Here is a 17,812-nt window from a genome sequence, read left to right as displayed (position 1 = left end):
TATGATGGATTATAAAATAACCAAAACACAATTTGGTGAAACGCCGACATTCGATCTTCCTAGTCCACTTTTTTTAAAAGAGTTAGGGGAAGAGGGAGTTGTGAAATTATTTAATGATTTTTATGATTTATTGACACAAAGTGATATTGCTAACTTTTTTCCACAAGAAGAGGAAGAGCTGGAAAAGGTAAAAGCGCACAATGTAAAGTTTTTTATAGAGGCGTGTGGTGGTCCTAAGCACTACAGTGAAACAATGGGACATTTTGATATGATTAAAGCACATGAACCTTTTTCGATCACAGAAAAAGCGAGAACAGAGTGGCTGGGTTGTATGCAAGAGGTTTTAAATACAATCAATATTTCCAATGAAGCAAAAATGAGTTTCTGGAAATATTTAGAGACATTTTCTAAACATACGGTCAATGTCAATACCGGTATAGAATTACCAGAAAATATAGTCAAAGTTTAAAAGGAAGAGAATGAACAATATTACAGGTGCAATGACAGCTTTAATTACGCCATTTAAAAATGGTAAAGTTGATACTGTTTGCTATGAGAGATTAATTAAAAGACAAATTGAACAGGGTATCGATGCAGTTGTTCCAGTAGGTACGACAGGAGAGAGTGCAACGTTGAGTCATGCAGAGCATAAAGAGTGTATTGAAATTGCCGTGGCGACATGTAAAGGTACGCATGTCAAAGTTATCGCGGGTGCCGGTTCTAATGCCACACATGAAGCGTGCGATATTGCAAAACATGCCCAAGCTGTAGGAGCCGATGGATTGCTTTCTGTTGCACCGTATTATAATAAACCTTCTCAAGAGGGGTTGTATCAACACTATAAAGCCATTGCATCATCTGTCGAAATTCCTTTTATGCTCTACAATGTGCCAGGAAGAACAGGTGTTGATATTGAAGCCAATACAGCCATTCGACTCTTTGATGATGTATCAAATATATATGCCATCAAAGAGGCAACAGGTTCATTAGAACGTGCCATTGAACTCTTATCCAAACGACCTAATTTTTGTGTCATTTCAGGTGATGATGCCATTGATTTCCCTATGCTTGCGAATGGTGCAAGTGGAATCATATCAGTAACTGCAAATATCCTTCCTAACTTAAAAAGCCAATTGGTACACGCTTCTTTAAATGGGGATTTTAAAACAGCAAAAGAGGTCAGCAATAAACTCTATGCCATCAATAATGCATTGTTTTGTGAAAGCAATCCTATTCCAATCAAGGCAGCCATGTATATTGCAGGACTTTTAGATACATTGGAGTACAGATTGCCATTAACACCACCAAGTGATGTTACAATGCAAAGATTAGAAGAAACATTAAAAAACTATGAGGTAAAAAAATAATGCAAGGTAAAACGTTAGTAATTTCAGGAGCTACAAAAGGTATTGGTAGAGCGACAGCATACAGATTTGCAAAAGAGGGAGTAAATGTTGCATTTACGTACAATTCAAATGAACAAGTTGCTCTGGATATGGTTGAAGATTTAGAAAAAACATACGGTATCAAAGCCAGATGTTATCCTTTTAATATTTTAGAACCTGAAAAATATAAAGAACTGTTTGAAAAAATTGATGAAGATTTTGAACAAATCAATTACTTTATATCAAATGCAATGATTTATGGTCGTGCAGTGGTAGGTGGATATGGACGATTTATGAAACTCAAACCTCGAGGATTGAATAATATTTACACTGCAACGGTAAATGCCTTTGTTTGTGGTGCTCAACAAGCAGCAAAACGAATGGAAAAAATCGGTGGAGGGGCAATAGTAAGTTTGAGCAGTACAGGGAACTTGGTCTATATTGAAAACTATGCAGGACATGGTACCAATAAAGCTGCTGTTGAAGCTATGGTAAGATATGCTGCAACAGAATTGGGAGAGATGGGTATTCGAGTCAATGCCGTTTCTGGTGGTCCAATTGAAACAGATGCCCTTCGAGCATTTACAAATTACGAAGAGGTAAAACAAAAAACAGCCGAACTTTCAGCACTGAATCGAATGGGACAACCAGAAGATTTAGCCAGTGCATGCTATTGGTTATGTACAAATGAAGCATCATGGGTTACGGGTCATACCTTAATTGTTGATGGTGGAACTACGTTTCGATAATGAAAAAAGCGTTGAACCTTCCAAATATACTTGCTCTTTTTAGAATAGCTTTAGCACCGCTGATGTTATGGTTTTTAGTTGACAGAAACAATGCTCTTTTTGCATCATGGCATCCCAGTTGGCTGGATTATTTTGCAGGATTAATTTTTGTTATTGCCTCAGTAACTGATTTTTTTGATGGTTTTATTGCACGAAACTGGAACCAAATGACAAAATTGGGCTCTATTATTGATCCATTGGCCGATAAAATGCTCATGCTTGCAGGATTTTTAGGTCTTATGCTGATAGATCGGGCAAGTATTTGGGCGATATTTTTAATTCTTTCACGTGAATTTTTTATTACAGGGTTACGGGTTTTAGCCGTTGCTGAAGGAAGAGATGTTGCTGCATCAATGGCAGGAAAAGTTAAAACCGTTATTCAAATGATTGCCATTGGGTTTTTAATTATGAATTGGCCTTTTGCGACTGCCCTACTTTGGCTTGCGGTTGCTTTAACACTCTATTCAGGATATGAATATACAAAAGAATATTTTAAAGGTTAAAATTTGGGTTTAATTAATTTTCTCATTGTCTTATCGGTTTTAGTATTTATACATGAATTGGGACACTTTCTTGCTGCAAGGTTTTTTGGGGTAACAGTTCATACATTCTCTATTGGTTTTGGTAAACGACTTATTTCTAAAGAGTTCAAAGGTACAACCTGGCAATTTTCACTTATTCCTCTTGGAGGGTATGTAAAAATGAAAGGTCAAGATGATTCAAATCCTTCTTTAATTGAAGAAGGAGATGATTCATACAACACAAAAAAACCGTGGCAACGTATTATCATACTTTTTGCAGGACCTTTTGCAAACTTTGCACTCGCAGCGGTTTTATACTTTTTTATTGCTCTTTCAGGCAGCAATGCACTCTCTCCTACCATTGGTAAAATTGTTGAGAATTCACCCGCTTCAAAATCGGGATTGATGCTCAATGATGAAATTATACGAATCAATGACCAAGATATGCGAACATGGGAGGAAGTGGGAAAATTTATACGACAATCAAAAGGTACACTGCAATTTTATGTAAAAAGAGAGAATCAAGTACACTCTTTTATTATCAATCCCTATATTTCAGATGCCGAAAATATGTTCAAAGAAAAAATCAAAAAAAGAATGGTTGGTATCGCCCCTGCACCAAAAATTATCACCATACACTACACTCCAATAGAAGCAATTGGTTTTGCATATGACAAAACAGTTGAGTCATCAAAAATGATTTTTCAAGGGGTTCAAAAACTCATCCAAGGTGTTATTCCAAGCAGCGAAGTCGGTGGTGTTATTACTATTGGTAAAGTCATTTCAGATGCTTCTCAAAGTGGAGTAATTGCTCTGTTTTCAATTATGGCACTCATTTCTGTGAATTTGGGTGTTTTAAATTTACTCCCAATTCCTGCACTCGATGGTGGACACATTATGTTTAATCTTTATGAAATGATAACAAAACGAAAACCCAGCGAAAGAGTATTTATGTCATTGACCATCACCGGTTGGATAATTTTAGGGAGTTTAATGCTGTTGGGAATATTCAATGACATCAACCGATTAATACAAGGATAACAAATGGATAAAAAAATCGCCATTCAAAATTTAGATCATGTCATTGCCAATGTTGAGTCTGCGCGCTTAAGTCTGAGTCATCATCATATTGTAAAAATTATTGGTATCAGCAAGTATTCAAATGCCCAAGATGTGAAAACGCTTTATGAAGCAGGACAACGTGCATTTGGAGAGAATAAAGTACAAGATTTAAAAGAGAAAAGTAAGATTTTACATGAGCTCCCTTTAGAGTGGCATTTTGTCGGAAGACTTCAAAAAAATAAAATCAATAACTTGATTGATCTTAATCCTACTCTCATTCAGAGTTTGGACTCAAAAGAGCTTGCCCTTGAACTACAAAAAAAACTTGAACTCAAGAACAAAACCATGGCATGTTTGATGCAGGTTAACTCCTCTTATGAAAAAAGCAAAGCCGGTGTTCTGCCAGAAGATGCAGTTCAAACATATAAAGAGATTATGCAAGAGTGTCCCAACATCAAACTCAAAGGTGTCATGACCATTGGTGCTCATGTAGGGGATTTATCCATTGTTAAAAAAAGCTTTGAAACCACAAAAAGAGTTTTTGATGAGTTAACTCCTTTAGGTGCAATTTATTGCTCTATGGGAATGAGTGGGGATTACCCTCTTGCCATTAAATGTGGCTCAAATATGATTCGAGTCGGTTCCTCTTTATTCAAATAAATAATTTTTATTCTATTTATTTGAATAATGTAACGTTTGACTCATTTATTAGAAACATCCCTTAAAAAAAGATTACTAAAAAAGTTATTTTGAATATACGCATTAATTTTTTCTTTGCCAATAAAAAAAATAATTAAATTAAGATTGTTTTTTTTAGTCTATATTTTATACACTTTATCAATCCATTATAAGTATTAACATGATAAAATCTCAAGAAAGTAACAAAACTTTTTTTAACTAAAAGGTTTCAAATGAGAAATATTAAAGACATTGAAGATTGGCTGGACAAATACTCAATAGATAATTATGCTGTATCAGAAAATTTTCAAGTAACGGTTTATGGAAGTGTCAATTTAAAAGGCAAATTAAAATCCAAACGATTGCCCATAGAGTTTAAACTTGTTGATGGATATTTTGATATCAGCGACAATGAACTCACCAGTTTAGAAGGTTGCCCTCCCCACGTTACAAAAGATTTTAACTGCGCAAATAATAAATTAGAAACGCTGTTTGGTGCACCCAATAAAGTGGGTGATTTCAACTGTTCATACAATAAACTAAAAGATTTATCTTATGCCCCCAAAGAAGTATTGGGATATTTTGATTGCTCCAATAATGAATTAACCTCCATCAAAGGGAGTCCAAGAACCGTTAAAGATTATTTTAAATGTTCCAATAACCATATTGGCTCGTTAAGGGGTGGACCTAAATATATCGATGGATATTTTGACTGTTCAAATAATCAACTGGAAACACTGTTTGGTGGTCCAATTGTGGTTGCACAAGATTACAAATGCTACTGGAATCGATTAAAAGACTTAAACAATATTGCCGATGAAATTGGTTGGGAATTAACCACAGACTTCAGATTAAACCATCTGCAAAGCAGTTTTGATGAAATCAATAAAACATGGAAATATAAAGGCAGTGAAGTCATTTCACACGTTTATAAACCCCTTGTCGCACTGACAAACAAAAAAGAGATTGCGGAGTGGTTGGATAAACACCACATAAAAAACTATAAAATACTCGAAGATATGTCTGTAAATGTGGATGGACATGTACGATTAACTGACCGATTGGCCAATTTGTCAAAACTGCCTTTAAGTTTTAATGAAGTTGAAGGGGATTTTGACATCAGCGACAATGAATTGATTACCCTTGAAGGCTCTCCCAGAAAAGTCGGTGGAAACTTTTTGGCTTTTAAAAATGAATTAACATCTTTAAAAGGTGGACCCAAAGAGGTAGGAAAGAGTTTTATTGTTTTAAGAAATAATATCACCTCCTTAGAGTTTTCACCCTCTGTAGTCAAAGAAGATTTTATCTGTTCACACAATCAACTCACCTCATTAGAGGGGTTAATTTCAGTTCAAGGCTCTGTTTTTTCGGGCGTAGCTATCAGTTCACTTAAAGCCCAAGAATTTATCTATAATGGCATTAAAACTTACAAATATCCTGGTGCTGCGGTAATGGACTATTTAGACAGAGAGTATATTGCTCTTACCGATGAAGAAGCCACCTTTGAAAAAACAAAAAGAAATTTGCAAAATGTCATCAATAAAATGATCAGTAACAACACGTTAACACCAGATATGATTAATGATATGTTGCTTAAAAACTTAACAAAATACAAACTGTTGAGTTTAAAACAAAAAGTACTTTTAATTAAAAATCCACCTGCAGCACAAGAGGGAAATAAAGAGTTATCGGAAATCGAAATAAGAAAAATGGTTTTTGATGTAGAACTTTAAAAAATACGCTTAAACAAGCGCATTTTTAAATTTTTTCACCTCTTCTTCAATAGAAGGAACACGCATAAAATGCTCTCCTATTAAAAAAGCATCTGCGCCTATGGCACTGAGTCTTTGAATGGTTTCTACATTGCTTACGCCACTTTCTGCAACAATAATTTTACCATTTGGAATCATGGGAATAAGCTGATCACAAAGCGTCATATCCATTTCAAATGTTTCCAAACTTCTGTGATTGATTCCAATAATTGAAGCACCACATTTCATCGCTTTGGTTAAATCCTCTTTATCGTGAATTTCAACCAAAACTTCTAAACCAACGTGCAAGGCATACTCATACAACTCTCTGAGTTGTTTCGTACTTAAGGCTTTGGCAATGAGCAAAATAAAATCAGCTCCATAAACTAAGGCTTCAACAATTTGATACTTATCCACAATAAAATCTTTTCGTAAAAGCGGTGTAGGAACATATCGTCGGATTTGAGTTAAATACTCTAAATCTCCCTTAAAATAGTGAGGTTCTGTTAATACTGAAATCGCGTTAGCACCACTGTTTGAGTAACTTTGTGCAATCACAATAGGGTCGAAATCTTCTTTAATAATTCCTTTAGAAGGACTCGCTTTTTTAACTTCTGCAATAATACGAATGGGTTCATCTTTGGTTGCTGTCAAATAGGGTTTAACGTCTCTTGGTGCAAAAGGATTCGAAGCCAAACTTCTTCCTAATAACTCCAGTGGAATATCTTTTTTTCTTTTTTCCAAATCTTCAATTGTTCTTTTCACAATCTCATCTAATATCATTTACTTTTGCACTCCTGTATCTTCTTCCAATGGTATTTAATTTCATCATCAGTTAAGCCAATCGCATCAACGACTTTTTTCATGTTGAGTTTGGCTTTTTTACACTCTTTTTGTTTGTAATACCCCCAAGAGAGTGAATCCATGTAGGCTAAATTGTTGGGTGCTTTTTCTAAGGCTTTTTGAACCAAGGCAACCCCTTTTTTTACATTGATATTATAATCAATTAAAATATACCCCAAATAGTTTTGATAAATATGATTATCTAAAACGGCCAAAACATCTTCAAACTTTTTAATGACACTTTTTAAAACTTTTTTCTTATCGGGGGCACTTTCAAACTCTAAAATGGCAATTTGAGCCAAATAATCTATGTTTTTATTGAGTTTGTAGACTTTTTTCACTAACACCAGTGCCTCTTCCATTCGATTGGCACGTTTGTACAAATCAATTAACTTAATATCATCAATTTGATTCTTCTCTAAAAAAGCAATTGCAAGATTAATATCTTTTTGCTCTAAAAAATCGATCAACATTTTATACGCTTTAATCATGGCAGAATAATTTTTTTCTTCTTTAAACTTTTCATAAGTTCTTTTTAAAATAGAGATAACACCATCAATATTTTGTTGCTCTTGATAAATGGATAACAATCGTGTACAAACAGCAATATCGCACCCTTGAAGTCGAACATGTGTCTCTAAATATGAGATGGCTTTATCTTGTTCATTTAAATATGAGTATAAAATGTTCACCAAATTCAAAAGTGTTGTTGAGTTGTTATTGACGCTATAAGCACTCTCAAAATACTCCACAGCACTGGCAAAATCTTTTTTCATATAATAGACATTTCCAATGAGTTCATAGTTAAGAATATTATTGTACTCTTCTAAAAGTTTTTTCGACTCTACCAATGCTTTATCATACTCTTTTAGATTCAAGAGTGAAACAATATATATTCTGTAGAGTTGTTCATATTCAGGCTCATCTGAATTGAGATTATCTTCACTGTGTTTTTTAGCAAACGCAAAATCTTTTAACTCCAAAGAGAAGCGAAGTGCTTTGAGTAAATACTCATATTTATGCGTTTTTTGAAAAAGCTCTAAATACAAATCTCGACTGATAAAATATTTGCCTTCATTCGCGTACTCAATGGCATAAAGAATATATTCATCTTCCAATTCATACAGTTTGGCATCTGCTCTGGTTGGCTGCTTTGGAGCACAACCCATTAAAATAAGTAAAATAAAAAATAGTATTAAATAGCTTTTACGGCTGGGCACTCTTTGTATACCTCGTCTTCATTATTTTTAAAATATTCCCAAAAAGGGAATGTTCGGCACTGCGTTGGTCTGGCTTCATAAACACTGCACTGTTTTTTTTCTAAATCAAAAAACATGCATGCATAATTGCCTTTGGCAACTTCAACTTCTTTAATAGAGTACTTATACCCTACTTTCATCAAATATTTTTGCGCCAATTCCTCAACGCTTACACTCATAAACTTTGCTAATGTAACAATCTCATCTTTTGAAATCCAGATATATCCAGACTCACCAATGCAACAATTACCTTCACACTTTGAACAGGCATTACAATCAAAAGAGTAAGAATAGCCCTCTTGTTTTATTAATTCACTCATATCTCAACTTTAATACTGTGTGTTTGTGTTTTAGAATAAATTCTTTGAACTTCCAAAGTAAAGTTTTCATTGTCAAAAACAATCAAAGGAGAGAGAATCTTCGTTAAAGATTTTGAGTTCTTTCTAGCATATACCAGTACAAGGGTGGCATCTTTATCTCTCTTTGGATAGATAAACTGCATCGATTCAATATTAAATTTATATCTGTTTAAAAGTAGCATAATATCATTTATCTGCTTAACATCATAACAAAAGAAAAATTTTCCATTTTGATTTAAGATTTCATTGGTTTTTTTTATAAAAGCTTCTAAAGGCATGGAGTCATTGTATCGCGCAATTTTTAAATTTTCATTTTCACTTTTGATTACATTACCGTGATAAAAAGGAGGGTTAGAAACACACATATCAAACTCTTTATCAAAAGTGAGTTCTAAAAAATTTCCTCGATACAGATGCGCTGACAAACCATTGGTTTGTGCATTCTTCAAAGAGAGCTCTTGAAACTCTTTTTGCAGTTCACACTGGTTCAAATTAAGCCGTGAATAATCTCTTGTAAGCAGCAAACCAAGAATACCACTGCCACTTCCTATATCGAGTATTTCACCTTGTATATTTTTAAATTTTTTAAGGTTTTCACAAATAAAATAGTATAAAAAGTGGGTATCGCTGTTATAACAGTACCCATTTTGAGGTTGATACAAAACCAATTTCATTGCCTTTTTTCTGTAAATTTTTTGTATTATACCCAATTAAAATAAAATATTTTAATCTGAAAAAAACAGTAAAAATCACAAAAGGTATTATTAATTTTTTAAATAAATAACAAAAGAGAGTCATTTTTATAAAATCCCTATTTTTAGGCTTTAAAAAGATAAAATTGTTACATTTACTGAGTTGTAATTTTTCTGTAAAATCTCAAAAATTTACTTGTATCATATGGTAACAAGAGAAAAGATTAATTAAAAATAATAAGGGATTTACAAGATATCTTTACTAATATAGGTTATTATCATAACATTAATAGTTTGAGTAGATTCTAAACTATTTATCTAAAACAATTAAGGGGAAAATATGGCAATTATGGAAGCTCCTGCAAATACTCCAGTATGGGTAGACGTAGCAAGATGTAAAGCATGTGATGTGTGTGTATCTGTTTGTCCTGCTGGTGTTCTTGCAATGAAACCAGAACCAACTTCAACTTTAGGTGCAATGATTTCTATTGTCGCATCAGAATCTTGTATTGGGTGTACAGACTGCGAATTATCATGTCCAGATTTCGCAATCTACGTTGCAGATAAGAAAGAATTTAAGTTCGCAAAACTGACTGACGAAGCAAAAGAACGAGGCGAAGCGATCAAAAAAAATAATTATAGAGTGCTAAGCGCTTAAGGAGAATAAATGGCTAGAGAAATAATTTCAACTGGTAATGATTTGGCGGCAATCGCTGCTGTAGATGCTGGATGTGAGTTTTTTGGTGGATATCCTATTACTCCTTCAAGTGAAGTAATGCATACGATTTCTGACTTATTGCCTGCAAATGGTGGAGCTGCAATTCAAATGGAAGATGAAATTGCTGGAATTTGTGCTGCTATTGGTGGTGCAATGTCTGGTAAAAGATCAATGACAGCAACTTCAGGTCCTGGTATCTCTTTAAAATCAGAGAATATTGGGCTTGCATATATTGCTGAAGTTCCATTGGTTATTGTTAACGTAATGAGAGGTGGTCCATCTACAGGTCTTCCTACCCGTGTTGCACAAGGTGATATTTTACAAGCAAAAACTCCTACACACGGTGATTATAAATCAATTACTTTATGTGCAGGAACATTATCTGAGTGTTACACTGAAACAGTAAGAGCATTTAATCTTGCTGACAGATTTATGCAACCCGTATTTGTTCTTTTAGATGAAACCATTGGTCACATGAGTGGAAAAGCAGTTCTTCCTACAAAAGAAGAGGTTAAAGCTGGAATTGTTGGAAGAAAAACATTTGATGGTAATCCAAGTGATTATAAACCATACGAGTGTGAAAATGACCAACCAGCGGTATTAAATCCTATGTTCCAAGGATACAGATACCACTTTACAGGTTTACACCATGATGAAAAAGGTCACCCAACTGAAGATGAAAAAAAATGTGATGATTTAATCAACAGACTTTTCAGAAAAGTTGAAAATTATACCGATGAGATTGAATACAATGAAGAGTATATGTTAGATGATGCAGATATTATGATTATTGCATACGGTTCTATGGCACTCTCTGTTAAAGAAGCGGTAAATAGATTAAGAGCGGAAGGGATTAAAGTAGGTATGTTTAGACCTATTACTTTATGGCCAAGTCCAGCAAAAAGAATCAAAGAGTTATGTGATAAATTCAACAAAGTATTGGTTACTGAGTTAAATTTAGGTCAATATTTAGAAGAGATTGAAAGAGCAAGTGGACGAAGAGATTTCACGACTTTATTTAAAGCAAATGGAAGACCTATTGCACCGATTGAAATCGTTGAAAAAGTGAAAGGAATGTAATATGGCATTTAATTATGATGAATACTTAAGAACGAACAAAATGCCAACACTTTGGTGTTGGGGATGTGGAGATGGTGTTATCTTAAAAGCACTTATTCGAGCAATTGAAAAATTAGAGTGGAAAATGGATGACGTTTGTGTTGTTTCAGGAATTGGATGTTCTGGACGATTCTCATCTTATATCAACTGTAATACTGTACATACAACTCATGGTAGAACCATTGCTTATGCAACAGGGATTAAATTAGCAAACCCAGACAAACACGTTATTTGTGTATCGGGTGATGGAGATGGACTTGCAATTGGTGGAAACCATACTATCCATGGTTGTAGAAGAAATATTGATATTAACCACATTGTTGTTGATAACTTTATTTATGGGTTAACAAACTCACAAACTTCTCCAACAACTCCTCAAGGTATGTGGACAGTTACCATGAAAAGAGGAAACATTGACCCTACTTTTGATGCATGTAACTTAGCTATTGGAGCGGGTGCATCTTTTGTTGCAAGAGAAACAATGTTAGACCCTAAAAAATTAGAGAGAGTTTTTGTTAAAGGTTTCGAGCACAAAGGGTATTCATTCTTTGATGTCTTCTCAAACTGCCACGTTAACCTTGGAAGAAAAAACAAAATGAACTCTGCAATGGCAAACTTAGAGTGGATTGATTCTATTACCGTTGCAAAAACTAAATATGACAAAATGAGTGAAGAAGAGAGAAAAGGTCTGTTCCCTACTGGTATCTTAAAACAAGATTTAGAAGCCAGAGAGTATACTGATTCTTATAAAAAAGTTCAAGAAGCTCACCAAAATAAAACTATGGTTCAATTATAAGGAGACGTCATGGCTAGAACATTAATGAGATTTACAGGTGTTGGTGGACAAGGTGTTCTTCTTGCTGGTTCTATTTTTGCAGCAGCAAAAATTAAAGCAGGTGGAAATGGACTTAAAACTTCAACGTATACTTCACAAGTAAGAGGTGGAGCTACGGTGGTTGATATTACATTAGAAGATGGTGAAATTTTATACCCATATGCAAATGATGGTGAAATTGATTTTATGTTATCGGTTGCACAAGTTTCATATGACCAATTCAAAGGTGGAGTTAAACCAGGTGGAATTATTGTCATTGAGCCAAATTTAGTTACACCCACTGAAGAAGACAGAAAAAAATGGAATATCTTTGAAATTCCAATCATTACCATTGCAAAAGAAGAAGTTGGAAACGTAATTACGCAATCAGTGCTTGCTCTTTCAATTGCAAACTTTATGACAGGTGAAACTGTTGATAATGAAATTTTAAGAACAACAATGCTTTCAAAAGTACCTGAAAAAGTACATGCGATTAACAACAAAGCATTTGACTTAGGTTTACAATACGCAAAAGAAGCTAAAAAAGCTTAATAATAAGTGGCCCTTGTGCCACTTATTATTTTCCCCCTTTAACTCTACGCTTTTAAAATATTATCCGATTTAGAAAACTCAATTAAATCCTCAGCCGTTTTAACTTCAACCGGTAAATTGCTCAAAGATTTTTGAAATATATAGGTTGTACTCATCGCATCATTTAATGCTCTGTGCTGTTTATGTGTATCAATTTCCAATAACTCTTTTAAAAATCCCAATCCGTAACGCTCTGCAAAGATGGTTCTTTTAGCTAAATCAATGGTACACAATTTTCGGTTATGCAGTTTGCCTAAATCATACTTTTCAAAAGAATCAGAGATAAACTTATAATCAAACTTAATATCGTGTGCCACAAAAACATCGTCTTCTAAAAAGAGTTTAAACTCTTCTAAGACCTCTTTTAATGGTGGGGCATCGGTTAACATATCGGGGGTTATGTTTGTTACTTCTTGAATATATTGAGGAATGAATCCCGCATAAACCAAAGATTCATACTTTTCAATGATTTCGCCGTTTTTAAATTTTACCGCACCCAATTCAATGATTTGACCTTGTTGAATATTACTGCCATTGGTCTCAATATCAACAATACAAAAAGTTTGGTCTTTAATTTGTGTTTTTGATGTTTTTAAAAAGACTCTCTCGTCATTGACTTCCAACGGTAGGCCATTCGAGACCAAAAGTTCAAACTCTAAGTGTGGATTCTCAAAAAAGCTGGTCTCAACTTTTGAAAGTTGTTCCAAAAATGCTTCGTAGGTAAACTCATGCTTTTTAAGTTTCCCGATTAATACATCTAATGCATTGGTCTGAGGATGTTTTTTCTTTTTATATCGCATGAGCTGCTTTTACAAAATCAATCATTTTTTGATTGTCTTTTTTCCCTTTTGAGGCTTCAACACCACTGCTGACGTCCACAGCAAAAAAGCCATACCCTCTTAACTCTTTTAAATTTTCAGCTTTGAGCCCACCTGCAAGAATAATCTTTGAACAATCAACATCTTTGAACCACTCCAGTGCCACACGTTTGCCCTCCCCTCCAAAAGAAGGGACAAAAGCATCCACCAAAACATATTCATTGTTTATGTTCTTTATATCCTCTTGTGAGGTTGCTCGAATGACTTTAATGTACTTTTGATTCAATTGTGAATAATCTATGCAGTGTTCATCATCAATAATTTGTGTCAATTGCATTTTGGCTTCATGCGCAATTTGATTGATGGTTTGGACATTTTCATTAACAAACAAACCCACCGTTTGTACAAAAGGAGGTAAAACCTCAATGATTTTTAATGCTTCTTGTGGAGTAATGTATCGTGGTGATTTTTTATAAAATACAAAACCCAGTGCATGAGCACCGGCATTAATTGCATTAATTGCATCATTTATGTTGGTAATACCGCATATTTTAATTCTTATCAAAAAAAAACCTTATAGAGTGTCATATATCTACAATAATAACGAATTTAGCGTAAGATTAATATTAATGTGCCTATAAATTGCGCCGTTTTTTATTAAGTCTGTTTTAATTTTATTTCAAGTAACATTTGTAAGACATTTATTCTTACATCTTTACCTTTGGTCTGAAAGTGAAGATTTTCCTCGAGACATATAAATTGAACTCTTATATGTTGAAAAAGTTTGCAAGTACACCTTGCAAACTTTTTTTATATCTGTAAACTTTTAATCGCTTTTGCATAATCATTTGAACCATACACATACGATCCTGCAACAACAATATCCACACCGGCTTCTTTTAGTAATGTTATATTTTTATCGCTGACACCACCATCAACTTGAATCAAACAATTTGGATTTCTTTTTTGAATCAACGCTTTTAACACTTTTGTTTTTTCAACAACCGAATCAATGAATTTTTGTCCACCAAATCCTGGATTCACTGACATCAATAAAACCATATCCAAATCTTCAAGCAAATACTCAATTGATTCAGGTGTCGAGTGAGGATTCAGTACAATGGCGGGTTTGATGCCCAAAGCTCTGAGTTTTTGAATCACCCGATGCGGATGTTTTTCACTCTCAATATGAAATGAGATATACTCAGGCTTTAAAGGGGCAAACAAATCAATAAAAAAACTGTTATTTTCGACCATTAAATGCACATCCAAAGGTTTTGTTGCCACCTTAGCTACACTTGAAACAACCACTGGACCAATCGTCATATTGGGTACAAAATGACCATCCATGACATCAACGTGTATCAAATCACAACCACCATCACAAATTGCTTTTATCTCTTCATTGAGTTTTCCAAAATCTGCTGATAGTATTGAAGGTGCTACTAACATATATTCCCTTTAACATTTTATTTGGGCGATTATATCATTTTATTGTTTATATTGCTAAATGACCATTTTCAACAAATCATCTTTAAAGCAATAACACAATACAATTACCAACATGAAACCCATAACAAAAATGCGATATTTACCCTTTCTTTTACTCCTTTTTATTTTCAACGGCTATGCCAATGAGACCTTGCTGAAGCAAGCATCACAATTAGAGAGTGAAGGTAAGTATAAAGAAGCCATGGAACTGTATAAACAAGTTGCCATAGAAAATACAACTCAAAAAAAACCATCAGATGATACCATTACTCAAAAACAAATTAAATTTTTAAAAGCTTCATTGGACCCTATAGAAGATAAAACAACCAATTCTACCATTGCACAAATATTGAGCTCCTCTTTTAATATCTATGCTTACAATGATAACTATTTTTTACCCTTAAGTCATGATATGAAAGCAAAAGCAGATCGAAAACAAAACGAATCAAAATTCCAAATCAGTATTAAAAAACCGATTTCATATGACTTTTTTGGATTAAATGAAACCATCAATTTTGGCTATACTCAAACCTCATGGTGGCAAACGTATGCTGACTCAATGCCTTTTAGAGAGTCCAACTATCGACCAGAAATTTTTATGGTTATTCCTACAAAATTGCTTGATAACACCCCATTTAAAGCCTATAAAATTGGTCTGTTGCATGAATCAAATGGACAAGGAGAGCTTAAGTCTCGTTCTTGGAATCGTATTTATGCAGAGGGGTATTTGCAACTCCATAATCTTTTTATCATTCCTAAAATTTGGTACCGACTGCCTGAAGAGGAAAAAAACGATGACAATCCCGATATTGAAGACTATTTGGGATATGGAGATTTGAGCTTTTTTTACGCCTACAAAGAGCACACTTTTAAACTTTTATTACGCGATAATATGAAGTTTGATGCAAACAATAAAGGGTATGCGGAACTCAATTGGACATTTCCTCTTCCAAACAGCAAAAATACTTTTGGCTTTGTACAGCTTTCAAGTGGATATGGGGACAGCTTAATTGATTACGACAAAGAGATCAATCGTATCAGTTTTGGAATCAGTCTTTCAAGATAAACGTTTGTGTTCAAAAAACCAATAAAATGAAAACATCAATCCCGGTGTTTTGGCTTTGCTTTCATCAAAAATAAATGATTTTGCTTCTTGAACCTTTAAAAAATACAACTCAATTTCTTCATCATGAATACCCCCACCCGTATGAATATTCATACTTTCATTAATGACAGCATAATAGAGATGTTGTTTTGCGCCACTTACCCCTACATTGGTATAAAAAGAAGTTATTTTAGAAATGGCATTTAACTCAACTTTATAGCCACACTCTTCATCAATCTCTTCTTGTACAATCACCTCTAAAGAAGCGTTTTTATCTACAATCCCCGCACACAATTCATACGTGAATGTTTGACTTTCATCGTTTAAATATACAGGGGGCCGAAACTGTTTAACCAGTAAAAATGAATCAAACTCTTCGTGATATAACAATACTGCGACACTGTCAAAACTTCTTACGGCTTCCCACGCTTTATCTTTTCCATTTTGGTTGTAAGTGATTTTTACAGGATGAACAAATTTTGTGTTCTCTAATGGATATGTCTTAAAATGAGTAATACGATTTTTCATATAAAAAAGTGCCTTTAATTATTCTTGTTAAGTCATTTTGTAATATACTCATATTCTAAATTATAAGTACACCAAAGGATAACATGATGAAACTTAAATATGCTGGTCCAAAACCAATTATTTCAGAGCATGGAGTTTCATTCAAAGATGGGAAAGAGGACAAGTATGTCTATTTAATTATTGCTGTTCAAATTCTGCAAGCCATTGATCATGAAAAATACACACAAAATCATTACAGTTATGACAGTACCACACAAAGAATCTCAGATGAAGATATGTTAGCAATCATTCATAAATATCATCCCGATTTAGAAGAAATTATGAACAAAGAGTTGGATGGGTATTTAATCCATTTGACCAATGAAATTGAAGATGTAAAAAACAGTACTCTACTTAACACACAAGAAAAAGATGTCTTTGTTAAAAATCTTGAAATTATGAAAGAGTATAAAATACAAAGAGCAAAAAATAAAATCTTCTATATGCACTGCATTAATACCATTGTTGAAGTAATCAAAAGACGAAAAATTAAGATGATTGAAACACCGTTTTATGAAAAGTTTTGGCACACATTACAGACGATTGAGGGGCATCTTGCTACATCGAAATCCGGACTGCTTTCTGAACTTAAAATCAAACACGATAACGATAAACTCGATGCACAACTGATTATTAAGAATAACTACTAAACTCTCTTTTGAAGTCATATTTGACCTCAAAAGATTTTAAAGCTTCTTATCTAAAATTATCAAAAACCAAAGGTGCTTTGAGTTCCAAACTCTTTAAGTGTCTCATGACTGCTTGTAAATCATCCAGATTTTTTCCAGTAACTCTTATTTCATCGCCTTGGTTAACAGCGGTTACTTTCAATTTTAAATTTTTTATCTCAGTTTGTATTGTTTTGGCTTCATCTTTTTCAATGCTGTCAACAATTTTATAGGTATATTTTCTGGTACCACCACTGGCATCCTCTTTTTTTATCTCTTCCAATGAATTGATTGAAATCCCTCGTTTATTCATTTTAGAGATTAAAACATCATAAATTGCTTCAACTTTATTATCACTGGCACTGACAAGCACGACAGATTTTGCAGCTTCATTGAATACAATATCTTTTGTAATGCCCTTAAAGTCATATCTGTTTTCGACCTCTTTTTGAGATTGGATAATTGCATTTTTCATCTCTTGCATATCTAATTTTGCAGAAATATCAAAATGATGTTCTTTTGCTTTTGCCATTAAAACTCCTAGTATAAAAAAATATTTAATACAATAACATAATTTCTCTTT

22 protein-coding genes are annotated in these 17,812 nt (G+C 33.7%); 13 read left to right on the top strand and 9 right to left on the bottom strand.

Translation table 11 applies throughout. The annotated features are described in order from the left end of the window. Position 1 precedes the first annotated feature (1 nt). The 7 genes from ACNI3C_RS09155 (at position 2) to ACNI3C_RS09125 (ending at position 6,167) form a co-directional block, all read left to right on the top strand. A complete protein-coding gene (locus ACNI3C_RS09155; protein ID WP_419769502.1) occupies positions 2–469 on the top strand; it encodes a globin domain-containing protein in 468 nt (155 codons plus the stop codon). A 10-nt stretch (positions 470–479) separates the two neighbouring features. Then, a complete protein-coding gene (gene dapA / locus ACNI3C_RS09150) occupies positions 480–1,367 on the top strand; it encodes a 4-hydroxy-tetrahydrodipicolinate synthase (RefSeq protein WP_419769501.1) in 888 nt (295 codons plus the stop codon). Next, positions 1,367–2,134 (top strand): enoyl-ACP reductase, encoded by a 768-nt coding sequence (locus ACNI3C_RS09145; RefSeq protein WP_419769500.1) that lies wholly within the window; start codon positions 1,367–1,369, stop codon positions 2,132–2,134. Before dapA ends, ACNI3C_RS09145 begins: the two co-directional genes overlap by 1 nt. Further along, positions 2,134–2,676: a CDP-diacylglycerol--glycerol-3-phosphate 3-phosphatidyltransferase gene (gene pgsA / locus ACNI3C_RS09140; RefSeq protein WP_419769499.1), complete on the top strand. Its 543-nt coding sequence runs from the start codon at positions 2,134–2,136 to the stop codon at positions 2,674–2,676. Before ACNI3C_RS09145 ends, pgsA begins: the two co-directional genes overlap by 1 nt. A 3-nt stretch (positions 2,677–2,679) precedes the next feature. Further along, positions 2,680–3,735 (top strand): RIP metalloprotease RseP, encoded by a 1,056-nt coding sequence (gene rseP / locus ACNI3C_RS09135; protein WP_419769498.1) that lies wholly within the window; start codon positions 2,680–2,682, stop codon positions 3,733–3,735. A 3-nt stretch (positions 3,736–3,738) separates the two neighbouring features. After that, a complete protein-coding gene (locus ACNI3C_RS09130; protein ID WP_419769497.1) occupies positions 3,739–4,416 on the top strand; it encodes a YggS family pyridoxal phosphate-dependent enzyme in 678 nt (225 codons plus the stop codon). Positions 4,417–4,667: 251 nt separating this feature from the next. Beyond that, positions 4,668–6,167, top strand: coding sequence for a hypothetical protein (locus tag ACNI3C_RS09125; RefSeq protein WP_419769496.1), 1,500 nt, complete (start codon positions 4,668–4,670; stop codon positions 6,165–6,167). A gap of 9 nt (positions 6,168–6,176) precedes the next feature. On the opposite strand, the gene trpC is transcribed toward ACNI3C_RS09125, so the two are convergent. Genes trpC through ACNI3C_RS09105 form a run of 4 tightly spaced genes read right to left on the bottom strand, consistent with a single transcriptional unit; the run spans position 6,177 to position 9,320 of the window. After that, entirely contained in the window at positions 6,177–6,968 is a 792-nt protein-coding gene (gene trpC / locus ACNI3C_RS09120) for an indole-3-glycerol phosphate synthase TrpC (protein WP_419769495.1), read from the bottom strand. Further along, the gene (locus ACNI3C_RS09115) at positions 6,965–8,248 is read right to left on the bottom strand and encodes a tetratricopeptide repeat protein (RefSeq protein ID WP_419769494.1); all 1,284 of its coding nucleotides are present in this window, start codon (positions 8,246–8,248) and stop codon (positions 6,965–6,967) included. The genes trpC and ACNI3C_RS09115 overlap by 4 nt, the downstream gene beginning before the upstream one ends. Further along, positions 8,224–8,607 (bottom strand): YkgJ family cysteine cluster protein, encoded by a 384-nt coding sequence (locus ACNI3C_RS09110; RefSeq protein ID WP_419769493.1) that lies wholly within the window; start codon positions 8,605–8,607, stop codon positions 8,224–8,226. Before ACNI3C_RS09110 ends, ACNI3C_RS09115 begins: the two co-directional genes overlap by 25 nt. Further along, complete coding sequence (locus tag ACNI3C_RS09105; RefSeq protein ID WP_419769492.1) at positions 8,604–9,320, bottom strand: tRNA1(Val) (adenine(37)-N6)-methyltransferase; 717 nt, start codon at positions 9,318–9,320, stop codon at positions 8,604–8,606. The genes ACNI3C_RS09110 and ACNI3C_RS09105 overlap by 4 nt, the downstream gene beginning before the upstream one ends. A gap of 358 nt (positions 9,321–9,678) precedes the next feature. On the opposite strand from ACNI3C_RS09105, the gene ACNI3C_RS09100 reads away from it, so the two are divergent. Genes ACNI3C_RS09100 through ACNI3C_RS09085 form a run of 4 tightly spaced genes read left to right on the top strand, consistent with a single transcriptional unit; the run spans position 9,679 to position 12,541 of the window. After that, a complete protein-coding gene (locus tag ACNI3C_RS09100) occupies positions 9,679–9,996 on the top strand; it encodes a 4Fe-4S dicluster domain-containing protein (RefSeq protein WP_419769491.1) in 318 nt (105 codons plus the stop codon). A 9-nt stretch (positions 9,997–10,005) separates the two neighbouring features. Continuing rightward, positions 10,006–11,136 carry a 2-oxoglutarate synthase subunit alpha gene (locus ACNI3C_RS09095; protein ID WP_419769490.1) on the top strand — a complete coding sequence of 377 codons (1,131 nt, stop codon included), beginning with the start codon at positions 10,006–10,008 and terminating at the stop codon, positions 11,134–11,136. Position 11,137: 1 nt separating this feature from the next. Beyond that, the gene (locus ACNI3C_RS09090; RefSeq protein WP_419769489.1) at positions 11,138–11,971 is read left to right on the top strand and encodes a 2-oxoglutarate ferredoxin oxidoreductase subunit beta; all 834 of its coding nucleotides are present in this window, start codon (positions 11,138–11,140) and stop codon (positions 11,969–11,971) included. 9 nt (positions 11,972–11,980) lie between these two features. Continuing rightward, on the top strand, positions 11,981–12,541 hold the full coding sequence (locus tag ACNI3C_RS09085) for a 2-oxoglutarate:acceptor oxidoreductase subunit OorC (protein WP_419769488.1): 561 nt from the start codon (positions 11,981–11,983) through the stop codon (positions 12,539–12,541). A 44-nt stretch (positions 12,542–12,585) separates the two neighbouring features. Here ACNI3C_RS09085 and ACNI3C_RS09080 read toward each other — a convergent pair whose 3' ends face one another. The 3 genes from ACNI3C_RS09080 to rpe all read right to left on the bottom strand — a co-directional run bounded on the left by ACNI3C_RS09080 (position 12,586) and on the right by rpe (position 14,850). Beyond that, positions 12,586–13,380: a 3'-5' exonuclease gene (locus ACNI3C_RS09080; protein WP_419769487.1), complete on the bottom strand. Its 795-nt coding sequence runs from the start codon at positions 13,378–13,380 to the stop codon at positions 12,586–12,588. Then, complete coding sequence (locus tag ACNI3C_RS09075; RefSeq protein ID WP_419771451.1) at positions 13,370–13,960, bottom strand: phosphoribosylanthranilate isomerase; 591 nt, start codon at positions 13,958–13,960, stop codon at positions 13,370–13,372. Before ACNI3C_RS09075 ends, ACNI3C_RS09080 begins: the two co-directional genes overlap by 11 nt. A 248-nt stretch (positions 13,961–14,208) precedes the next feature. Continuing rightward, positions 14,209–14,850 carry a ribulose-phosphate 3-epimerase gene (rpe, locus tag ACNI3C_RS09070; RefSeq protein WP_419769486.1) on the bottom strand — a complete coding sequence of 214 codons (642 nt, stop codon included), beginning with the start codon at positions 14,848–14,850 and terminating at the stop codon, positions 14,209–14,211. A gap of 112 nt (positions 14,851–14,962) precedes the next feature. Between rpe and ACNI3C_RS09065 the strand changes: the two genes are divergently transcribed. Beyond that, positions 14,963–15,955, top strand: coding sequence for a phospholipase A (locus tag ACNI3C_RS09065; RefSeq protein WP_419769485.1), 993 nt, complete (start codon positions 14,963–14,965; stop codon positions 15,953–15,955). Here ACNI3C_RS09065 and ACNI3C_RS09060 read toward each other — a convergent pair. Next, positions 15,947–16,522, bottom strand: coding sequence for an NUDIX hydrolase (locus ACNI3C_RS09060; RefSeq protein WP_419769484.1), 576 nt, complete (start codon positions 16,520–16,522; stop codon positions 15,947–15,949). The two genes, ACNI3C_RS09065 and ACNI3C_RS09060, sit on opposite strands and share 9 nt — an antisense overlap. 86 nt (positions 16,523–16,608) lie before the next feature. Between ACNI3C_RS09060 and ACNI3C_RS09055 the strand changes: the two genes are divergently transcribed. Further along, positions 16,609–17,211, top strand: a complete 603-nt coding sequence (locus ACNI3C_RS09055) for a hypothetical protein (RefSeq protein ID WP_419769483.1) — start codon at positions 16,609–16,611, stop codon at positions 17,209–17,211. Between the two features lie 46 nt (positions 17,212–17,257). Here ACNI3C_RS09055 and ACNI3C_RS09050 read toward each other — a convergent pair whose 3' ends face one another. Next, positions 17,258–17,761 carry a YajQ family cyclic di-GMP-binding protein gene (locus ACNI3C_RS09050; RefSeq protein WP_419769482.1) on the bottom strand — a complete coding sequence of 168 codons (504 nt, stop codon included), beginning with the start codon at positions 17,759–17,761 and terminating at the stop codon, positions 17,258–17,260. Positions 17,762–17,812: the final 51 nt, after the last annotated feature.

It is taken from the genome of Marinarcus sediminis (SeqCode), assembly GCF_048571275.1.
Lineage (GTDB): Bacteria > Campylobacterota > Campylobacteria > Campylobacterales > Arcobacteraceae > Marinarcus > Marinarcus sediminis.
Note: the sequence above shows the minus strand (reverse complement) of the source record. Positions and strands in the feature narration are given on the sequence as shown.

Bases quoted from the DNA above. Each gene is read 5' to 3' on its own strand.
- ACNI3C_RS09085 (WP_419769488.1), top strand. From the start codon at position 11,981: ATGGCTAGAACATTAATGAGATTTACAGGTGTTGGTGGACAAGGTGTT.
- ACNI3C_RS09145 (WP_419769500.1), top strand. From the start codon at position 1,367: ATGCAAGGTAAAACGTTAGTAATTTCAGGAGCTACAAAAGGTATTGGT.
- ACNI3C_RS09155 (WP_419769502.1), top strand. From the start codon at position 2: ATGATGGATTATAAAATAACCAAAACACAATTTGGTGAAACGCCGACA.
- rpe (WP_419769486.1), bottom strand. From the start codon at position 14,850: ATGTTAGTAGCACCTTCAATACTATCAGCAGATTTTGGAAAACTCAAT.
- ACNI3C_RS09105 (WP_419769492.1), bottom strand. From the start codon at position 9,320: ATGAAATTGGTTTTGTATCAACCTCAAAATGGGTACTGTTATAACAGC.
- ACNI3C_RS09050 (WP_419769482.1), bottom strand. From the start codon at position 17,761: ATGGCAAAAGCAAAAGAACATCATTTTGATATTTCTGCAAAATTAGAT.
- ACNI3C_RS09100 (WP_419769491.1), top strand. From the start codon at position 9,679: ATGGCAATTATGGAAGCTCCTGCAAATACTCCAGTATGGGTAGACGTA.
- ACNI3C_RS09095 (WP_419769490.1), top strand. From the start codon at position 10,006: ATGGCTAGAGAAATAATTTCAACTGGTAATGATTTGGCGGCAATCGCT.
- ACNI3C_RS09125 (WP_419769496.1), top strand. From the start codon at position 4,668: ATGAGAAATATTAAAGACATTGAAGATTGGCTGGACAAATACTCAATA.
- trpC (WP_419769495.1), bottom strand. From the start codon at position 6,968: ATGATATTAGATGAGATTGTGAAAAGAACAATTGAAGATTTGGAAAAA.
- ACNI3C_RS09090 (WP_419769489.1), top strand. From the start codon at position 11,138: ATGGCATTTAATTATGATGAATACTTAAGAACGAACAAAATGCCAACA.
- pgsA (WP_419769499.1), top strand. From the start codon at position 2,134: ATGAAAAAAGCGTTGAACCTTCCAAATATACTTGCTCTTTTTAGAATA.
- ACNI3C_RS09130 (WP_419769497.1), top strand. From the start codon at position 3,739: ATGGATAAAAAAATCGCCATTCAAAATTTAGATCATGTCATTGCCAAT.
- dapA (WP_419769501.1), top strand. From the start codon at position 480: ATGAACAATATTACAGGTGCAATGACAGCTTTAATTACGCCATTTAAA.
- ACNI3C_RS09060 (WP_419769484.1), bottom strand. From the start codon at position 16,522: ATGAAAAATCGTATTACTCATTTTAAGACATATCCATTAGAGAACACA.
- ACNI3C_RS09080 (WP_419769487.1), bottom strand. From the start codon at position 13,380: ATGCGATATAAAAAGAAAAAACATCCTCAGACCAATGCATTAGATGTA.
- ACNI3C_RS09110 (WP_419769493.1), bottom strand. From the start codon at position 8,607: ATGAGTGAATTAATAAAACAAGAGGGCTATTCTTACTCTTTTGATTGT.
- ACNI3C_RS09055 (WP_419769483.1), top strand. From the start codon at position 16,609: ATGAAACTTAAATATGCTGGTCCAAAACCAATTATTTCAGAGCATGGA.
- ACNI3C_RS09065 (WP_419769485.1), top strand. From the start codon at position 14,963: ATGAAACCCATAACAAAAATGCGATATTTACCCTTTCTTTTACTCCTT.